Origin of the sequence: Burkholderia sp. TSV86, assembly GCF_001522865.1 — a bacterium.
GTDB lineage: Bacteria > Pseudomonadota > Gammaproteobacteria > Burkholderiales > Burkholderiaceae > Burkholderia.
Genome location: NZ_LOWB01000072.1, coordinates 70,036 through 87,727, shown reverse-complemented (window position 1 = coordinate 87,727; position 17,692 = coordinate 70,036). Strand labels below are relative to the sequence as shown.

The following is a 17,692-nucleotide window of genomic DNA, read 5'->3' as shown; positions in this document are numbered from 1 at the left end:
CAGGATCTACGAACTTCAACACCACTCGGCGGCTCAGCCCAGGCAGCGACATGCCTTGCGTTGCGAGAGCCCCCGCCGAGCAGGACTTCCAGCGCCTCGCGTCGGCCCGTCGGGGTGATCATTTTTTTCGGCTAAACCCCTTCAGGCCATCGATTACCAGCATCTGCTCGGCGATCAGGCGTTTAAGCCGATCGTTCTCTGATTCCAGTTCCTTGAGCCGACGTGCGTCCGCCACGTCCATGCCGCCGCGCTGAACTTGTTGCGCCAACGATAGAATGTCTATTCCGAAATGTTGTGCCGCTTACATAGATCCTTCACCGGCTCATTCCGGCATCTCGACCTCGCGCGAGATGCGAATGATCTGCTCGTCGGCAAATCGCTTCTTCATTGAGTTAGAATAATATGATTATAGTCAGCTCGTTGGGAGATCGCTTCTTCATCGAGTTGGAAAATGATAGGGTAAGTCATTATATCAGATCCACGATTCGCAGATTTTTCCCAACACGTATATTTAGCCCCGCATTTACCCATGATTCCACACTCCCAAAATCCTTTAAATCCTTTGTTGGTTGCCGGGCGATTATCCAATCCTAAATTTGCACAAACTCTCTCAGCCACTGCACTTGTCGAAATGGTAAAAAAAGCACTTAGGCACAGACACCATGCGAGCGCAACCAACCATTCGCGAATGTGTTCCGTCATATTCCAGTGCGCTATCTTTCTTTCATCTATAGCAATCATCTTTATTTCCATAGTTTATAAAGTTGCCTGATAAGAATAAATCTTAATGATCCACCACGGCGTTACTGCATAAATCATGCATGAAGACGGTGTGGCTCGCGGAAGCAGGATTTCAGGAGATACGAAAGAATTGCAGACGAACAAGATCCGCCATGCGGTTCATCACGATCACGACTTCGCGCCCTGGCCTTTCCCTTGGGGGGGGTCAGGGGATCGGTTGCGCTTCCGCGTGCGCATGTTGTGACGAGTCTTCCGCTGTCACTGACTCGTTCACCCCACCTCGCGACAGCGCCATCACCCCCGCATTCGATCCACCCGCCGGATCCCCATCGTCCACGGCCACCACACCGTTCGGCTCCACATGAAAGGGATGCACACCGCCTGACGCCGTTTCGAAATTCCCCACCAGCTTGCCGTTGTTCCCAATCCCACCCACGCTTCCCTTCACGGCCCCGGCCGGTAGGCTGATGGCACTCGCATTGGTATTTCCACTCGCCGGATTCCACACCGCCGGCTCCTTGAAACCGTTCTGGCTACCCACCGCCAGATAGTTCACCGCTACCACGCCCGCGTCATTCTGCGCCGCCACCTGAGTCCGGGGCGCCACCTTCCCATTGACCGTCTGCAATACGGCCGGTCCGGTCCCACCCGTGCCCCATTGAACCGCCTGGTAGCGGTCCGTCCCGTAGACGCATTCGCCTAAAATTTGACCGGCGGCATTAATGTGCCTGGCACTGCAATAACTGGCGCCTGACGGAATCGGCAGCGTCTGATATCCGGATGACAGGGTTGTCCATAACACCGGATTGTTCTTGCCTCCGCCCCCCGGACAATTCCCCACCACCGACGGACTGGAAACATTGTTGATCGACGCCGGTTCGCAGTTAGCCGACGATCCCAACAAGGGGGGCGCCAGCAAGGTCGCTACCCCACTCCCCGACCAATACGTGGGCGCATCCGTGCCATTGGCATCCGTGCTCAGGCCGATAACCACCCCTGCATCGTTGACAGCGGCCGCGGTCGTCGACACGCCAAGTCTAATCAGACCGAGCAGCGTGGTGGCAGGCTGCAGTTGTGTGGGCGTAGTGGCGCCATGCGCCCACATCACGCCTTGCGGCACATTATTCCCGTCCGCACACGCCCCAATGATGGTCTCCTGTCCCACCACCGCGTTGTTGATCGCGCCGGCTAAACATGGCGCCCCACCCGGGGTGGATAACAGCGGGGACAGTGGGGTCGATCCGCCGGACAATTGGGTCTTGAATGCGATCCGCGCGTTGCCCACCAAGCAATTCTCGGCGCCCACCCCGGCATCGTTGATATCCACTGGGCTGCATTGGCTTGCTGACGACGGCGTTTCGTCTGTCCATGCCCATGCCATCGGCGAACCGGTGCCGCCGGCCGCAGTCAACGCTGCCACGACCACCATCACACGCTTGCGCATACTAATCCCCCAGAATGAATACCCCACGCCCTCGCGTCATGCAGCATCAGGGGTAATTTTCTTAAAATTTACAGAGAAATACCCATTAAATTCCTTGCCCATTCAATACGCTTCCGCTTGTGCCCCGCGCCCCGTATGCCGAACTCGTCCTGGCGACGCGGCTCGGCACACACATTCAACCGGGTCCAGTCCCCTATCCCATTTAGCCGAACTATTTCCGTCTCGAACCGTAATCACTATAGTGAGCCCGAATTGGAATTCAAGGATATTCAACTGATTGATTGCGTTATTTATTTGAAAGGGATTTATATCCCCCGGGCCAACATTCCAGCAATTTTTCGTGAACGCTCATTTTGGTTAGGGTTAAACTGATCCGATCCATATCGCGTAAAGCCTGCTCACCAGACAACGCAGCCAGTGAGGGATTCTTCGGCAGGCTGAAGACCGAGATGTTCTATCCAGGGAACTGGCGTTCGACGACCATCGCGGAGTTCGTTGAAGCACTGAACGCCTATATTCGCTGGTACAACGAAAAACGGATCAAGGGCTCCCTTGGCTATCTCAGCCCCATTGAGTACCGTGAAAGCCTCGGATTAACGACGTAAATCAGTCCAAGAAAATGGCCGCATCCCCACCGGGGTCAAGATTCGGTGATCACCAACAGTCGGCGGACAGCTTCTCGCCGGCGCGGTGTTGCTGACGCATCGAGCGCTTCAGCGCGGCGGCCCAGTGTTATATCGCTGACAGAATTGCGTATAGCGATAGGTGTGCTGGCCGGAGTGGGCGTCGACGTATTCTTCCCAGAGCAGTTGTAACGTCACGCCCTTGCGACGCAAATCCCGGTGCATTGCCGCGTAGTCCGGTTCGATTCGCCGAGTCGGGGCTGTCGTCTCCGCTGGCAAGTCCAACCTGATCTCGAGTTCGTCGTCGGCGAGCGGTTCGATGGCAGCGCAATCGAGTGCCGCCGCGCTGACACGCGCGGCGTATGTCGAGATAGCGCCGACGCTGACGCCAATCGCGCGGCTGATTAGATTCGATACCGAACGTGAGCGCTGGTTAATGCGTCTGGATTGCTCAACATTGCGCCGCCGTTTAAGCACGGTTCTGCACCGCCATCAACATCCGAACAAGCGGCGCCACCTCTCATCGCAATCGTCGAAGCGCCCCATTGGGCTCCTCCCCTGCTAAACAAAGTCGATGGAGCTAGGGTTTTCACCTATCAAAAAAAAATGAACTACACATTTTTTGCCATTACTAACACACTCCTTTCATTTACATAACAGGAGTTGTTCGCATATGGACAAACTGATCAAGCAGCTCGCTCAGGATGCCAACTGGAACAAATGGGTTGCGGCCAATTCAGCCGGCTGCATCTCCGACGCGAAGAACGGCTGCATCTCCGTTGCCAAGCAAGGTTGTATTTCCCAACCCGCAGCCAAGCCGGGCTGCATCAGCTAACGCTTCCTGAGCACTGAGCAAGCCGGCAGGTCGCCCACGATCTGCCGGCTTGTGTCATCGCGTTGCTCCCGGACTTCGCGGGGCTAAGCCGTCTTTCTTCTTCGTGGGAGCCACTGATGCATCGCCATCTGCAGTTGCCAGCGGACATGCTCGACTATGTCCGCGACATCCCTATTTATCGCCAAGCGATTGCGAAAAATGCATTTCCGATACTCGAAAAGCCCGAGATAGCGCGAGACTTTCCCGACAACTGGATGACGCCGCGCGTCGCGAACGCGCTGGCCACCGGTGAAGCAGAGTTCGTCATGTCGACCGGAACACATCACGCGCGGATGCAACTCATTCGTCCACCCTATTTCCTGCTCAACTCCTACTACCGGCTCTGGAGCGAACATCCCGACATCGGTTTCACCTGGGAGCAAGGCTGCCGGCGCGTCTCGCTGACGACCGTACTGGCTACCGAGCATGTGATCCGCACCAACGCAAAAAAACGTGGCGGCACGCCAGCTGGTGCCTCCGATATCGAATCGCGCTGGCTCGACGCACGCACGCTGTACCTGAACCGAACGCTTGAACCGTCGCAGTGGACGATCGACGATCTGGAGCAGATGCTGACCGATATCGAGGCGGCATCGCGCTTACACCCGCGGGGACTCTATCATCTCGACTGTTCGAGCTATCACCTCGCTCATTTCGTGCTGAAGCTCTACCAGGCTGGGCTGCAACATCATCTCCCGCCCCCCGCGAGCATCGTGCATGCGTATGAATACACACCCATCAACGTCAGGCGATTCCTGCAGCACCACTTCGCGTGCCCGATCGTCGACCTGTTCGGCAGCACGGAACTCGGTTACTTGTACTACAGCAATCGGGAAGGCTGTTATGTCCCCTACCTGGACAAGATGCAGGTGGAATTGCTGCCGTTCGAATCCGACAACAGGATTTACAGCCTGATTGTGTCGAGTATCCGCAATCCCTTCATGCCGCTGATCCGTTACCGCTCGGGCGACTGCGTCCAAACCACCGATGGTTCGGCGGACCCAGCGAAGCTCATGCGGTTTTGTGGTCGGGAAAAGGAAATGCTGCACGCACCGCGCCGAATCGTTTCGCAGGCAGATTTCGACGACCTGATCGCAGCCGCTGCTCCCCAAATCTTCTTGTACCAGCTCCGGACCGACGACGCGCGCCACGCGCATCTGATCTACACGTGTTTCGACGGCGAACCGATTTCATCCGATGCAATCGCAACACTCCGTGCGGCAGTGGAAGATACGACTGGGCTAACGCTCTCCATCGAACACCGTCCGCACATCGCGATCGGAAAATCAGGGAAATACGCATGGTTAACGAAATGAGCACAGACCGAACGGCTTGCCGGCCCGCAGCAGTAAGCGCCGTCGCGCTGACCTCCCTGCTCGACGAGAAATTGTATCGCGAGGTCGTTCGATATGCGGCACGGCAAAGTGGGCAGAACGAATCCCGGGCCGAACATGCCGTCATCGAGTGCCTGCGCTATCTCTACCTGATATCGGCTTATCCCAAGCAGTTAGGCGGCTTGTTTCTGCCAGTCGAACAGTCGATCGACGAAATCTGGCACTACCTGATCCTGCAAACGCGGGAATACCGCGCGTTATGCGAAACGAGTCTACCAGGCCGCTTCTTCATCGAGCACCGAAGTCTGCCTTACGAAGAATATCGGCAATCGCCGAGCCGAGAGCAAGTCATCGAGGAAGCGCTGCGGTGGCTGCCGCTTTATCGGAACACCTTCGGTCCATTCGACAAGCACTCAGCACCGCACTGGACCATGGTGCGCTTTTTACACGAGCAGATGGGCCTGTCGCTCGTGCAAATCGCCAACCTCGATTACGAGCAAGGAATTTGAGCCGATGTTGATGATGCGTTCCACCGCTTCGGCGACTGGGGAGCAGAGCAGGTCGGCGCACCCGCTGGCATTGACCATCATCCTCGGCGGGCAGTTGATGATCGTGCTCGACGGAACCGTGATCTACACTGCGCTGCCACAAGTTCTCGCGGACCTCGGCTTTTCCGCTGCTACCCTTTCCTGGGTGCAGAACGCTTACCTGCTCGGTTTTGGCGGTTTCATGCTGCTCGGCGCGCGAACTGGCGATATGGCCGGACATCGGCGGGTATTCCTGGCCGCCACCACCCTGTTCGTTGTTGCCTCCGTTGCAGCTGGGCTTGCGCCCTCGGCATCGTGGTTGGTAGCCGCACGTGGGATTCAGGGCGTAGCGGCCGCCTTTACCGCGCCATCGATACTCGCGCTGCTGATGTCCCTGTACACCGAGGGGCCAGCGCGTGCGCGAGCGCTCATGCTGCATACCGCCATTTCCGGCGGCGGCAGTGCACTGGGACTGATACTGGGGGGCTTGTTGACAAGCTTCGTGTCGTGGCGGGCCACCTTCCTGATCAACCTGCCGATCGGTGCCGTCGTGCTGATGCTGGGTCAGCGATGTCTTCCGGCCAGCATTGGCCGCAAGGTGCACATCGATCTCGTCGGCGCTTTGGCTGTCACGCTCGGCATGGGAGCACTCATCTACGGACTCGTCCAAGCTGCCCACGATGGCGCGCAACTTTCCGGCATCGTGGCGCCCATTGTCGTCGGTGTAGTATTGCTAGCAACGTTCGTGTGGGTCGAGAGTTGTGCCGCGCAGCCGATCATGCCGCTACGGCTGTTTCGCGATGCACAGCGCGCAGGCGCTTATCTCAGTAAATCGCTATTAGTCGGCGGCATGCTGGGCACCTTCTTCTTCCTGACGCAATATGTGCAACGCGGGCTCGGTTTCAGCGCACTGGAAGCCGGCGCCATATTTTTGCCTCTCTCGGTGACGCAATGCCTGATGGTACTGCTGGGCGTACCAAAATTGACCTCGCCTAGGTAGCGCTAGGATGCTGATGGCGGGGCTGTTGGTCGCCTGCATAGGCATGCTGTGGTTGAGCCGGATCGAACCCGATACGCCATTCCTTCCCGGTTTGGCCATGCCGATCATTCTGCTCGGACTTGGGACCGGCGCCGCGCTCGTTCCACTGGCAATCACCGGCGTGGCCGGTGTTGCATCCGACGATGCGGGCGCAGCATCCGGCCTCGTCAATATCACACATTATCTCGGCGGCGCACTGGGAACCGCCGTAATGATATGCATCGCGAGGTGGACCATCAGCGCGACCATTGCCCCGAACAACGTCCGGCACATCCTGGCGCACGCGCTGTCAGTATCGGCGACAAGCGCCGCGGTCGCGTTCCTGCTGGCGCTGTTCGTTACTGCAAGCACGATGCGCAGGTAGTTGGTAGATTATCGCCAGTCGGTAGGATGGGCAGACAAGCGATAGCGCACCGTGCTCGGCCGGTTGCTACGCGACATCGAGCGCAAGATGGCCGCGGTCATCGATGTGCATCGAATTGAGGTCGGACGGAATTCGTGGAGGCCAACGGTTTAAGAGGTGGGCTCGCTCATTCGGACAGTTTCTGAGATTTTTAAGTGGAATGTCCGAGGCAATCATGCTGCCGATTTGATCGCCGGCAGCGTCGCGAAGGATGCCTCATCCAGCGTGCGATTCGCCAGGCTCGAATGGGGCCGTTTCCGGTTGTACAGCTCGAGGTCGCCGATGGAGCGCCGGGCATGGATGACTGACTCGTAGGCCCTCAGATAGACCTCCTCGTACTTGACGCTACGCCAGACCCGCTCGACGAACATGTTGTCACGCCAGCAGCCCTTGCCGTCCATCGACAGCCGGACGCCCCTGCCTAGCATGGCCTCGGTGAATGCGCTCGCCGTGAACTGGCTGCCCCGATCGGTGTTCACGATGTCGGGCATGCCATAGCAGGCGAACGTTTCTTCCAGCGCCTCGGTGAGCAATCGTCAATTCTGGTGTACGTGGTCAGATCAGCGTGATCAGGTGGCCAGCGGTTGAGGGGCCGGTGTGCTCTCGGTCACGGGGGACTCCGTCTTCGAATGGAATACCCTTCAAGAGCGACTCGATCTTGTCGATACCGCGAATCTTCCGTCAGGACTGCTCGGCCGATTCGATCAGCTTGAACGCCATTGCGAGGCAGATCGCGCGCGACAGGCAATTGCGCGTGCGGCCCGTGCGGTGGCGCAGACCACGCTCGCGATGATCCCGCGCATCTTCGAGAAAGATACGCCATCGAGCGCGTCAAGGTATTCAGTAATGGCGGTGCTCGGCAATACAGGTTCCGTCATTGAGTTCCAGCACCGGCAGCGTACCCAAAGACAATCGCCTCTCCTTGCCCCCGTACCGATATTTAAAACGCCACCATTTACCGCCACTGGGAACCACTTCCAGATACAGTCCGCGCTCATCAAACAAGTGGACAAGCTTATCTGCAAGCTTCGCGTTCCTGACGGCGATATCGGACGAGCACATGGGGGCAACTGGTCAGAATAGGCTTAAAGTTGAAATACTTGCCCCAATGTCGCCCCAGCTCCCTTCAGATGTCAAAAAATCCCCTCACCCCCTAGACGCAAAAACCCGCGAAGCCTTTCAGCTACGCGGGTTTCCAGATGTCCCCGGACATCCCGAGACAGATATTTGGTGGGCCCCCCGGGAGTCGAACCCGGCACCAACGGATTATGCTTACCAACTATGGCTTTCGCCACCCCTTTCGAGTTTGTGGTCTGGACTGTCTCTTGTCTTTACGACCTGCCCGTCCAGTCTCTACACGTTCTCTCTAGTGAGAGCTTCGCTCGGGATTGCCACGCCGCGCACCAACTATTTAGCGGCAGAGGTTTCCCCGAATTTGAGCAGTTCTACCGCAAAGCAGAGTGAACTTACTCTGCGGCAACCCGTGTTGTGCTGCCCGTACCCGCAAGGGCCGTAGGGCAACACTGATCAAGTCCGCTGCTCTAACCAAGCATGAGCTAGAGGCCCAGAGCGCCAGATTGTACCCTACTGAAGCTCGCACGATACAGGGATCTTTCGTATCGAAGCACAGTAGCCGCAACTTCCGAAAAGCACCAATCAAAAAAAAGCCCCGGTCATACAAGCCGGGGCCGAGTTGTAACCGTTCACGATAAAACTGCTGCCGCTTTTTACACCACGGCGGCGGTAATCGCGATTGGGCGCGCTTAGTTTCCTTCGAGGAAGGACTTCAGCTTGTCCGAACGGCTCGGATGACGCAGCTTGCGCAGCGCCTTTGCCTCGATCTGGCGAATCCGCTCACGCGTGACGTCGAATTGCTTGCCGACTTCCTCGAGCGTGTGATCGGTACTCATTTCGATACCGAAGCGCATGCGCAGCACTTTCGCCTCGCGCGGCGTCAGCGAATCGAGCACGTCCTTCACGACGTCGCGCATGCTCGCATGCAGCGCGGCATCCGCCGGTGCGACCGTGTTGGTGTCCTCGATGAAGTCGCCAAGATGGGAATCGTCATCGTCGCCGATCGGCGTTTCCATCGAGATCGGCTCCTTCGCGATCTTCATGATCTTGCGGATCTTGTCTTCCGGCATCTCCATCTTTTCGGCGAGCGTGGCCGGATCCGGCTCGAGACCGGTTTCCTGCAGGATTTGCCGCGAGATGCGGTTCATCTTGTTGATCGTCTCGATCATGTGAACCGGAATACGGATCGTCCGCGCCTGGTCCGCGATCGAGCGCGTGATGGCCTGACGGATCCACCACGTCGCATAGGTCGAGAACTTGTAGCCGCGGCGGTACTCGAATTTGTCCACAGCCTTCATCAGGCCAATGTTGCCTTCCTGAATCAGATCGAGGAATTGCAGACCGCGGTTCGTGTACTTCTTCGCGATCGAGATCACGAGACGCAGGTTCGCCTCGGTCATCTCGCGCTTCGCCTGGCGCGCCTTCAACTCGCCCGCCGCCATCTGGCGATTGGTTTCCTTCAAGTCCTTCAGCGGCAATACGACGCGCGCCTGCAAATCGAGCAGACGCTGTTGCTGCTCATGGATCGCCGGAATGTTGCGCAGCAGAACGGCACTGTACGCATGCCCTTCGCTCGCGATCTTTTCGGCCCAGCTGAGATCGGTCTCATTGCCCGGGAAGCGCGCGATGAATTCCGAGCGTGGCATCCCGCACTTGTCGACGACGATGTGCAGGATCTGACGCTCGACCTGACGCACTTCGTCAACCTGCGCACGCAGCGTGTCACACAAACGCTCGACGGTGCGCGCGGTGAAGCGGATCGACATCAGCTCGTTCTGGATCGTTTCTTGCGCCTTCAGATACGACTTCGACTTGTACCCTTCCTTCTCGAACGCGCGGCGCATCTTGTCGAACCATTCGCTGATGAGCGCGAACTTCTCGAGCGACGCGCGCTTGAGCGCCTCGAGCTGAGCCGCGTTGGCGGTGGCCTGCGCGGAACCGTCGTCGTCGTCCTCTTCCTCTTCTTCGTCCTCTTCGGCTTCCTCGCCTTCCGACTCGATTTCCCCGGCATCCTTTTCGGAGAAGCCGTCGGTATCTTCCGCGTTCGGATCGATCAGGCCATCGACGAGTTCGTCGACGCGAATTTCCTCGTTCGCGACACGCTCGGCCATCGCGAGAATATCGGCGATCGTGGTCGGGCACGCGGAGATCGCCATCACCATGTGGCGCAGGCCATCCTCAATCCGCTTCGCGATCTCGATTTCGCCTTCGCGCGTAAGCAGTTCGACCGTGCCCATCTCGCGCATGTACATCCGCACCGGATCGGTCGTGCGGCCAAACTCGGAATCTACGGTCGACAGCGCGACTTCCGCCTCTTCCTCAACCTCGTCGTCGGACGACGCGGCAGGCGCGTTGTCGTTCAACAGCAGCGTTTCGGCATCGGGCGCCTGTTCGTACACAGCGACGCCCATATCGTTGAACGTGCCGATGATTCCTTCGAGCGCTTCCGTCTCGGTGAAATTGTCCGGCAGGTGATCGTTGATCTCGGCGTACGTGAGGAAGCCACGCTCCTTGCCAAGCTTGATCAGCGCGCGCAGTTTTGAACGCCGCTCTTCGAGCTCTTCGGCAGTGCCGGGCTGGCTCGTCGCAAACGCTTCCTTCAGCAGCGCCTTTTCCTTCGCGCGGCGATCTCGCGCCTTGGCCTTTTCGCCCTTACCCGCCGCAGCGACAGGCTGCTGCTCGTCGCTTTGGTTTGCGTCGTCATCGACGGATACTTCGTTCAGCTTTTTCGTCATGGAGTTCGCCGTACCGGCTAAATCGACTCGCGGCTGCTTGACTACAGCCGGTTGGACCGTGGATCGAGCAACTGCCGTTTCGTCCTGCCCGGCTGCCGCTCCCCTGAGGCTTTTCGCACTCGCCCGCGCCGAAGCCGGCCTGACGGCCGCCTTCGTCCCGGACTTCACAGTGGCCCGCGATGCGCTGACCACTGGCGCCGGCGCAGCCTTCGCGGTGCCGGCCGCAGTTTGCTTTCTCGCCGAAGGCGTCGCGCCGGCCGAAGACGACTCCACGGAAGAAGCCGCGGTTTTGGCTGCCTGGCCCGTCAGGGCCACTTCGGCTGCCTTACCCGCCGCTTTTTTCCCGCCGGTAGTCTTTGCCATCGCGAAATTCACCTCCGCTCAGAAAACAAACCGCTGAAAACCTTATATTATAGCACGTTGAGGTAGCCCCTCCCCGGCCGGTTTACAACCCCAGCCTTCGCTTCATGTCTGCCAAGTTGTGATGTAAGTCCTTGATTTCCGCCAATTCCTCGGCAGTGGGCGTTGATCGCTTCGACAAAGCGTTGAGCCTGTCGCGGCACGCGTCGTAGCGCATTTTGAGCACCGCTGCCTGAAGTTCCTCCGCAGCAATCCGTTCCTGCTCGCGCACGCCTTGCAGCGCGTCATCGCCCTCCGGATTCTGTAGCATCAAGTCGCGGACATTTTCATCATAGACCAGAATTTCCTTGAATATTTCGTCGTACGTGGCCGAGTTAACCGAATTACGTAATACATCCGACAGCAGCCGGAACTCCGCAGCGTCGCCCAGCGCACGCGCATGAGCGATCACTTCGTCGAACAGTTCGCCGTTTCTCGGCAGCATGCGCAGCGTATTGACGCTTTCGTCGTCGAGCATCGCCGCGATGCGCGGATGCATCACCAAATTGCGCAGCGCGCGCTTTTCGTTGTCCGTCACCCGCCGCCTATCGCTACGCGCAGGCGCTTGACGGGCCGGTGCGGCAATACGCGCATCCACGTCGATCAGCGCGGCGACCTCGTCGAATGTAATGCCGAGACGATCCGCCAACATGTGCATGATTTGCGCGCGCAATGCGTTCGCAGGCAGCGCCTGCAATAGCGGCTTCGCATCATAAAGCGCCTTCGCGCGCCCTTCCGGCTGGTCCAGCTCCTTACCCGCGAGCGCCTCATTCAGCAAAAACTGCGATAGCGGCATCGCCCGCCTCACCTGCTCCGAAAAAGCATCCGTCCCGAATTCCCGAACGTAACTGTCCGGATCGTGTTCGGCCGGCAAGAACAGGAAGCGGATCGTCCGATTGTCAGCCGCATGCGGCAAGCACGCCTCCAGCGCACGTCGCGCGGCGCGCCGACCGGCGGCGTCGCCGTCGAAACTGAACACGACGGTATCGGTCTGCCGCAGCAGCTTTTGCACGTGAATCGGCGTGCACGCGGTGCCGAGGGTCGCGACCGCATTTGGAAAACCGAGCTGCGCAAGCGCAACCACGTCCATATAGCCTTCGACGACAAGCACGTACTTATGCTCGCGAATCGCAAGCCTGGCCTCGAACAAGCCGTAAAGTTCGCTGCCTTTATTAAATAAAGGCGTCTCGGGAGAATTCAAATACTTCGGCTCGCCGCCATCGAGCACGCGCCCGCCGAAACCAATCACCTGCCCTTTCCCATTGCGAATCGGAAACATGATCCGCTCGCGGAAACGGTCGTAGCGGCGCGCAACGCCGCTCGCATCGGTTTTCTCGCTGACGATCACGAGGCCGGCATCGACGAGCGAATCGTGGCGGTAGTCGTCAAATGCCGATTCCAGATTCTGCCAACCGTCCGGCGCATAGCCGAGCCCGAAACGCAAGGCGATCTCGCCCGTCAAGCCGCGCCGCTTCAAATACTGGATCGCGTTCGGCGCGCCGCGCAATTGCTTGCGGTAGAAATCGCACGCCGTCTGCATGACATCCGACAGCGCGGTCGTAACCGCCTTCGATGCGGCAGGCAGCGGCGCATGACCATCGCCCGCGCCCCCGCCGCGCAACGGCGAAGGCTCGTGCGGCACCGTGAGCCCGACGGACTGCGCAAGTTCCTGCACGGCCTCGGGAAACGTGAGCCCCGCATGTTCCATCAGAAAACCGATCGCCGTGCCATGCGCGCCACAACCGAAGCAGTGGTAGAACTGCTTGGTCGGGCTGACCGTAAACGACGGGCTCTTTTCGTTGTGGAACGGGCAGAGGCCCATGAAATTGGCGCCGCCCTTCTTGAGCTGCACATACCGGCCGACCACGTCGACAATGTCGACGCGGTTCAGCAGATCCTGCAGAAATGAGTGCGGAATCACCTTTGAATCGATCGGAAGAGGCGCCGGCCGACGCACACCGCCGCGGCCCCTACAGGCCGTTTGACAGGCGGGCGCGCGTCGCGCCGGCCGGGGTTATTTCGACAGTGCCGCCTTGACGAGCGCGGACACGGCGGTCATATCGGCACGCCCGGCCAGCTTGCTCTTCAGCACGCCCATCACCTTGCCCATGTCCTGCGGGCCAGCCGCGCCCGTCTGCGCGACGGCCGCCTGCACTTCAGCCGCCACCTCGGCTTCCGAGAGCTGCGCCGGCATATACGCGGCGAGCACCGTCACCTCGGCCTGCTCTTTAGCGACGAGGTCGGCACGCCCCGCCGCCTCGAACTGACCGATCGAATCCTTGCGCTGCTTGATCATCTTGTCGATGACTGCGGTAATGCCGGCGTCATCGAGCGTCACGCGCTCGTCGACCTCGCGCTGCTTAATCGCGGCCAACAGCAGGCGGATTGTCGCAAGACGCTCGCTTTCCTTCGCGCGCATCGCGGCCTTCATGTCTTCGCTGATCTGCTCTTTCAAACTCATCACACACCCGGTATGAAAAATCTCACGCGCCGCCACCTTGCGGCATCAACACAAAAACCCGCTTGAGACATTTTCCCAAGCGGGTTTGCACACTCTGCCCTTTGCGATTCGGGCATCGACGGCCCGCGCGCCCGGCGCCGGCCGTCGGGGCGCCGCGTGGCAAGCCACGCGGCGCTGAAATACTCAGTAGAGCTTTTTCGGCAGCATCTGGCTGCGGATGCGCTTGTAGTGACGCTTCACCGCAGCAGCCTTCTTGCGCTTGCGCTCCGCGGTCGGCTTTTCGTAGAACTCCCGTGCGCGCAACTCGGTCAACAGACCGTTCTTTTCGATCGTGCGCTTGAAGCGGCGCATCGCAACTTCGAAAGGCTCGTTTTCCTTAACGCGGATGATCGTCATGATCCGTCACAAAATATTGTGGGAAAAGGGCTTTCGAGTATAGCAGAGGCTGGGCACAAACGCACTAATCCGTCAAGCCTCGAGTGAAATCCGCTGCGGCCCGGCCCGCCGCAACGCCCGACGCCCACGCCCATTGGAAGTTGTAGCCGCCGAGCCAACCCGTCACGTCGAGCGCCTCACCGATAAAAAAGAGGCCCGGCACCCGCGCGCTCATCATCGTCGCCGACGACAGCTCGCGCGTATCGACCCCGCCTTTCGTCACCTCCGCCTTCCGGTAGCCTTCGGTGCCGTCGGGCGTGAGTGTCCAGCGCGACAACGCGCCGCCGAGCGCACGCAGCGTCTTGTCGGGCAGATCGGCCATGCGCGCGTCAGCACGCACGCGCGCCGCCACGAGCCACGCGTCGGCAAGGCGCGCCGGCACCCATTCGGCAAGCAACGTGCCGAGTTGCCGCCGCGACCCCGTTTTAGCATTGATCAATTCGTCTGCCGCGTCGAATTGCGGAACCAGATTGATGTGAATCGGCTCGCCCGGGCGCCAGTAGCTCGAAATCTGCAGGATGCCCGGCCCGGACAAGCCTCGATGAGTCAGCAAGATATCTTCGACGAATTCGCCGCCGCCTTTTTTCGGCCCGGTCGACACCCGCGCCTCCAACGATACCCCCGAGAGCGCCGAGAACGGCGCCCACGCATCGGCCGCGAACGTCAGCGGCACGAGGGCTGGCCGGGTGTCGATCAGTTTGTGACCGAATTGCTTGGCGATCCGATACGCGAAATCGGTCGCGCCGATCTTCGGAATCGACAGCCCGCCCGTCGCGACGACGAGCGCGCGCGCCGCGATCGTGCCGGCACTCGTATCCAGCGCGAAACCGCCCGCCTCGGCTCGCCGGACCGCCTCCACCGACACCGGCCGCCGCCACGCGACGCCCCCCGCTTCGCATTCGTTCTTCAGCACATCGATGATCGCGTCGCTCGAATGATCGCAGAATAGCTGCCCCTTGTGCTTTTCATGCCATGTGACCCGGTATTGCTTCAGGAGTCCGATAAAATCGCGTGGTGTATAGCGCGCGAGCGCTGATCGACAGAAATGCGGATTCGACGACAGATAATTGTCCGGCCCCACGTACAGGTTCGTGAAATTGCAGCGGCCGCCACCGGAGATACGAATCTTCTCCGCGAGCCGCGGCGAATGATCAAGCAGCACGACACGCCGGCCAAGCCGGCCGGCGACCGCAGCCGCCATCATCCCGGCAGCGCCCGCGCCGATCACTGCGATATCGAAATTTTCCATGGCGCGGATTGTACCCGTGACGCGCCTGCGCTCCGCGCACGGGCAGGCCGCGTGTGCACTGGTATACTTTTCTGTTACGTCGATTTCCCGGCCGCGCCTGGCTCGCGGCCTTTGAACACCACCATGCTCGTTCTCGGCATCGAAAGCTCCTGCGACGAAACCGGCCTTGCGCTCTACGATTCCGAGCGCGGCTTGCTCGCACACGCACTCCATTCGCAGATCGCGATGCATCGCGAATACGGCGGCGTCGTCCCCGAACTGGCATCGCGCGACCACATCCGCCGCGCGCTGCCGCTGCTCGAAAACGTGCTCGCCGCAAGCGGCGCACGCCGTGAAGATATCGACGCGATCGCATTCACTCAAGGCCCGGGCCTGGCAGGCGCGCTGCTGGTGGGCGCGAGCATCGCGAACGCGTTGGCGTTCGCGTGGGACAAGCCGACGATCGGCATCCATCATCTCGAAGGCCATTTGCTGTCGCCGCTCCTCGTCGCCGAGCCGCCGCCGTTTCCGTTTGTCGCGCTGCTCGTATCGGGTGGCCATACGCAGTTAATGCGCGTTACCGGCGTGGGCGCCTACGAGACGCTCGGCGAAACGCTCGACGACGCAGCCGGCGAAGCGTTCGACAAAACCGCGAAACTCATCGGCCTGGGCTATCCCGGCGGGCCGGAGGTGTCGAAGCTCGCCGAGGCCGGCACGCCGGGCGCGGTCGTGCTGCCACGGCCGATGCTGCATTCCGGCGATCTCGACTTCAGCTTCAGCGGACTGAAAACCGCCGTGCTCACGCAAATGAAGAAGCTTGAAGCAGCGCATGCGAGCGGCGCGGCACTCGAGTGCGCGAAGGCCGATCTCGCGCGTGGCTTCGTCGACGCGGCTGTTGACGTGCTTGTCGCGAAATCGCTCGCCGCGCTGAAGCAAACGCGGCTCAAGCGGCTTGTCGTTGCGGGCGGTGTCGGCGCGAATCGGCAATTGCGCGCTGCGTTGTCGGTGGCCGCGGCCAAGCGCGGCTTCGACGTTCACTACCCGGACCTGGCGCTTTGCACCGACAACGGCGCGATGATCGCGCTCGCGGGCGCGCTGCGGCTCGCGCGCTGGCCATCGCAGGCGAGCCGTGATTACGCATTCACCGTCAAACCGCGCTGGGACCTGGCTTCGCTTGCGCATTGAGGGCGATGCCCGCTGCGGTAGATGAAATCCGGCTGCCCTTTCCCTTTATGCCGGACGCCTCGCAACCGCGCGGCCGAAACAGCGGCGGCACTCGTCGTTCGCCGCGCCGACATGACAGCAACGGATACACGCTGCCGGCATGCCCGCGTATCGACGTATGACGCGACGGCCACGCTGCCGACCAGCGCGCATGCGCCGCACGCCGGCTGCCGGCCGGCGCGGCATCCGGCAATGACAACCGCACGCACCCGCTGCCGCTCGATCGATAAGCCGCGCCCGAAATACGAAGGGCCGTTCGTTGCGAACGGCCCTTCTCGTGCTGCATAAAACGCAGCGCGGCGCGTATTATTTACGCCGGCAAACGCTTGTCGCGCTCGATCAACGCGTATGCGCTGTGATTGTGAATCGACTCGAAATTCTCGGCCTCGAGCACATAAGCGACAATCCGCTCGTCCGCATCGAGCCGCTTCGCGATGTCTCGCACCAAGTCCTCGACGAACTTCGGATTTTCATAGGCCCGCTCGGTGACGAATTTCTCGTCCGGGCGCTTCAGCAGCCCCCACAGCTCGCACGACGCCTCTTCCTCTGCAATCCGAATCAAATCCTCGACGGGCACGTCGGCGGCGAGTTCGGCGTCGATCGTCACGTGCGAGCGCTGATTGTGCGCGCCGTATTGCGAGATCTGCTTCGAGCACGGGCATAGACTCGTCACCGGCACAAGCACCTTCGCGAACAGCCGCGTCACGCCGCCGCGCACGTCGCCGATCAGCGTCACTTCGTAATCGAGCAGGCTGCGCACGCTCGACACGGGCGCGGTTTTGCTCACGAAATATGGAAACGACACCTCGATGCGCCCCGCCTGCGCCTCGAGCTTCTCCAACATCGTTGCGAGCATCGCGCGGAACGAATCGGCCGTCAGCGGCCCGTCGTTCGCCTCGAGCAGCGCGACGAAACGCGACATATGCGTGCCCTTCTGATCGGCCGGCAGATGCACGTCGAGGTTCCACATGCCAACGCTCGCCTGCGTATCGCCCGTGGCGGTGCGCACCGTCAGCGGATGGCGCACGGCACGCACGCCAACGCGCTGAATCGGTAACTGCCGGGTATCGACCGTGCTTTGCACGTCGGGCATCGCAAATTCGGGATTCATTTGGTTCATCTTATTTGATCCTCGTGAGGTCGCATGCAGC

16 protein-coding genes and 5 pseudogenes are annotated in these 17,692 nt (G+C 60.2%); 8 read left to right on the top strand and 13 right to left on the bottom strand.

The window, feature by feature from the left end:
• Positions 1–36: 36 nt before the first annotated feature.
• The 3 genes and pseudogenes from WS68_RS11180 to WS68_RS11175 all read right to left on the bottom strand — a co-directional run.
• A pseudogene (locus WS68_RS11180) lies at positions 37–388 on the bottom strand (transposase); the annotation flags it as partial.
• The gene (locus WS68_RS27585; protein ID WP_156429468.1) at positions 385–741 is read right to left on the bottom strand and encodes a hypothetical protein; all 357 of its coding nucleotides are present in this window, start codon (positions 739–741) and stop codon (positions 385–387) included. The pseudogene WS68_RS11180 and the gene WS68_RS27585, both read right to left, overlap by 4 nt.
• Before the next feature lie 205 nt (positions 742–946).
• Positions 947–2,185 carry a hypothetical protein gene (locus tag WS68_RS11175; RefSeq protein ID WP_059570890.1) on the bottom strand — a complete coding sequence of 413 codons (1,239 nt, stop codon included), beginning with the start codon at positions 2,183–2,185 and terminating at the stop codon, positions 947–949.
• 365 nt (positions 2,186–2,550) lie between these two features.
• Here WS68_RS11175 and WS68_RS26060 point away from each other — a divergent pair.
• A pseudogene (locus tag WS68_RS26060) lies at positions 2,551–2,790 on the top strand (IS3 family transposase); the annotation flags it as partial.
• 58 nt (positions 2,791–2,848) lie between these two features.
• On the opposite strand, the pseudogene WS68_RS26055 reads toward WS68_RS26060, so the two are convergent.
• Positions 2,849–3,213 (bottom strand): annotated as a pseudogene (locus WS68_RS26055) (IS21 family transposase); the annotation flags it as partial.
• A 268-nt stretch (positions 3,214–3,481) separates the two neighbouring features.
• On the opposite strand from WS68_RS26055, the gene WS68_RS28330 reads away from it, so the two are divergent.
• The 5 genes from WS68_RS28330 (at position 3,482) to WS68_RS11155 (ending at position 6,946) form a co-directional block, all read left to right on the top strand.
• Positions 3,482–3,643 (top strand): hypothetical protein, encoded by a 162-nt coding sequence (locus WS68_RS28330; protein ID WP_197419584.1) that lies wholly within the window; start codon positions 3,482–3,484, stop codon positions 3,641–3,643.
• A gap of 116 nt (positions 3,644–3,759) precedes the next feature.
• On the top strand, positions 3,760–4,998 hold the full coding sequence (locus tag WS68_RS11170; protein WP_059570889.1) for a hypothetical protein: 1,239 nt from the start codon (positions 3,760–3,762) through the stop codon (positions 4,996–4,998).
• Entirely contained in the window at positions 4,983–5,525 is a 543-nt protein-coding gene (locus WS68_RS11165; protein ID WP_197419583.1) for a hypothetical protein, read from the top strand. The genes WS68_RS11170 and WS68_RS11165 overlap by 16 nt, the downstream gene beginning before the upstream one ends.
• A 4-nt stretch (positions 5,526–5,529) precedes the next feature.
• Positions 5,530–6,543, top strand: a complete 1,014-nt coding sequence (locus WS68_RS11160; RefSeq protein ID WP_059570887.1) for an MFS transporter — start codon at positions 5,530–5,532, stop codon at positions 6,541–6,543.
• A 13-nt stretch (positions 6,544–6,556) separates the two neighbouring features.
• Positions 6,557–6,946 (top strand): hypothetical protein, encoded by a 390-nt coding sequence (locus WS68_RS11155; protein ID WP_156429467.1) that lies wholly within the window; start codon positions 6,557–6,559, stop codon positions 6,944–6,946.
• A gap of 212 nt (positions 6,947–7,158) precedes the next feature.
• On the opposite strand, the pseudogene WS68_RS11150 reads toward WS68_RS11155, so the two are convergent.
• The 4 genes and pseudogenes from WS68_RS11150 to rpoD form a co-directional block, all read right to left on the bottom strand.
• Positions 7,159–7,509 (bottom strand): annotated as a pseudogene (locus WS68_RS11150) (transposase); the annotation flags it as partial.
• Between the two features lie 45 nt (positions 7,510–7,554).
• Positions 7,555–7,762, bottom strand: a pseudogene (locus WS68_RS29595) (IS256 family transposase); the annotation flags it as partial.
• A 63-nt stretch (positions 7,763–7,825) separates the two neighbouring features.
• Complete coding sequence (locus WS68_RS11145; RefSeq protein ID WP_059570885.1) at positions 7,826–8,047, bottom strand: Arm DNA-binding domain-containing protein; 222 nt, start codon at positions 8,045–8,047, stop codon at positions 7,826–7,828.
• Positions 8,048–8,748: 701 nt separating this feature from the next.
• Positions 8,749–10,962 carry an RNA polymerase sigma factor RpoD gene (rpoD, locus tag WS68_RS11140; protein WP_231752994.1) on the bottom strand — a complete coding sequence of 738 codons (2,214 nt, stop codon included), beginning with the start codon at positions 10,960–10,962 and terminating at the stop codon, positions 8,749–8,751.
• On the opposite strand from rpoD, the gene WS68_RS28890 reads away from it, so the two are divergent.
• Complete coding sequence (locus tag WS68_RS28890; RefSeq protein WP_059570926.1) at positions 10,853–11,194, top strand: hypothetical protein; 342 nt, start codon at positions 10,853–10,855, stop codon at positions 11,192–11,194. The genes rpoD and WS68_RS28890 overlap by 110 nt on opposite strands.
• A 45-nt stretch (positions 11,195–11,239) precedes the next feature.
• Here WS68_RS28890 and dnaG read toward each other — a convergent pair whose 3' ends face one another.
• From dnaG to WS68_RS11115, 4 genes are all read right to left on the bottom strand, one after another.
• Positions 11,240–13,114 carry a DNA primase gene (gene dnaG, locus WS68_RS11130; protein ID WP_059570883.1) on the bottom strand — a complete coding sequence of 625 codons (1,875 nt, stop codon included), beginning with the start codon at positions 13,112–13,114 and terminating at the stop codon, positions 11,240–11,242.
• A 93-nt stretch (positions 13,115–13,207) separates the two neighbouring features.
• A complete protein-coding gene (locus WS68_RS11125; protein WP_059570882.1) occupies positions 13,208–13,654 on the bottom strand; it encodes a GatB/YqeY domain-containing protein in 447 nt (148 codons plus the stop codon).
• Positions 13,655–13,837: 183 nt separating this feature from the next.
• Positions 13,838–14,050, bottom strand: a complete 213-nt coding sequence (gene rpsU, locus WS68_RS11120; RefSeq protein WP_004190342.1) for a 30S ribosomal protein S21 — start codon at positions 14,048–14,050, stop codon at positions 13,838–13,840.
• Positions 14,051–14,114: 64 nt separating this feature from the next.
• Positions 14,115–15,422, bottom strand: coding sequence for an NAD(P)/FAD-dependent oxidoreductase (locus tag WS68_RS11115; protein ID WP_269434539.1), 1,308 nt, complete (start codon positions 15,420–15,422; stop codon positions 14,115–14,117).
• Between the two features lie 39 nt (positions 15,423–15,461).
• Here WS68_RS11115 and tsaD point away from each other — a divergent pair, with 39 nt between their 5' ends.
• Complete coding sequence (gene tsaD, locus WS68_RS11110; RefSeq protein WP_059570880.1) at positions 15,462–16,502, top strand: tRNA (adenosine(37)-N6)-threonylcarbamoyltransferase complex transferase subunit TsaD; 1,041 nt, start codon at positions 15,462–15,464, stop codon at positions 16,500–16,502.
• A 349-nt stretch (positions 16,503–16,851) separates the two neighbouring features.
• Here tsaD and folE2 read toward each other — a convergent pair whose 3' ends face one another.
• Positions 16,852–17,661 (bottom strand): GTP cyclohydrolase FolE2, encoded by an 810-nt coding sequence (gene folE2, locus WS68_RS11100; RefSeq protein ID WP_059570878.1) that lies wholly within the window; start codon positions 17,659–17,661, stop codon positions 16,852–16,854.
• Between the last annotated feature and the right edge of the window lie 31 nt (positions 17,662–17,692).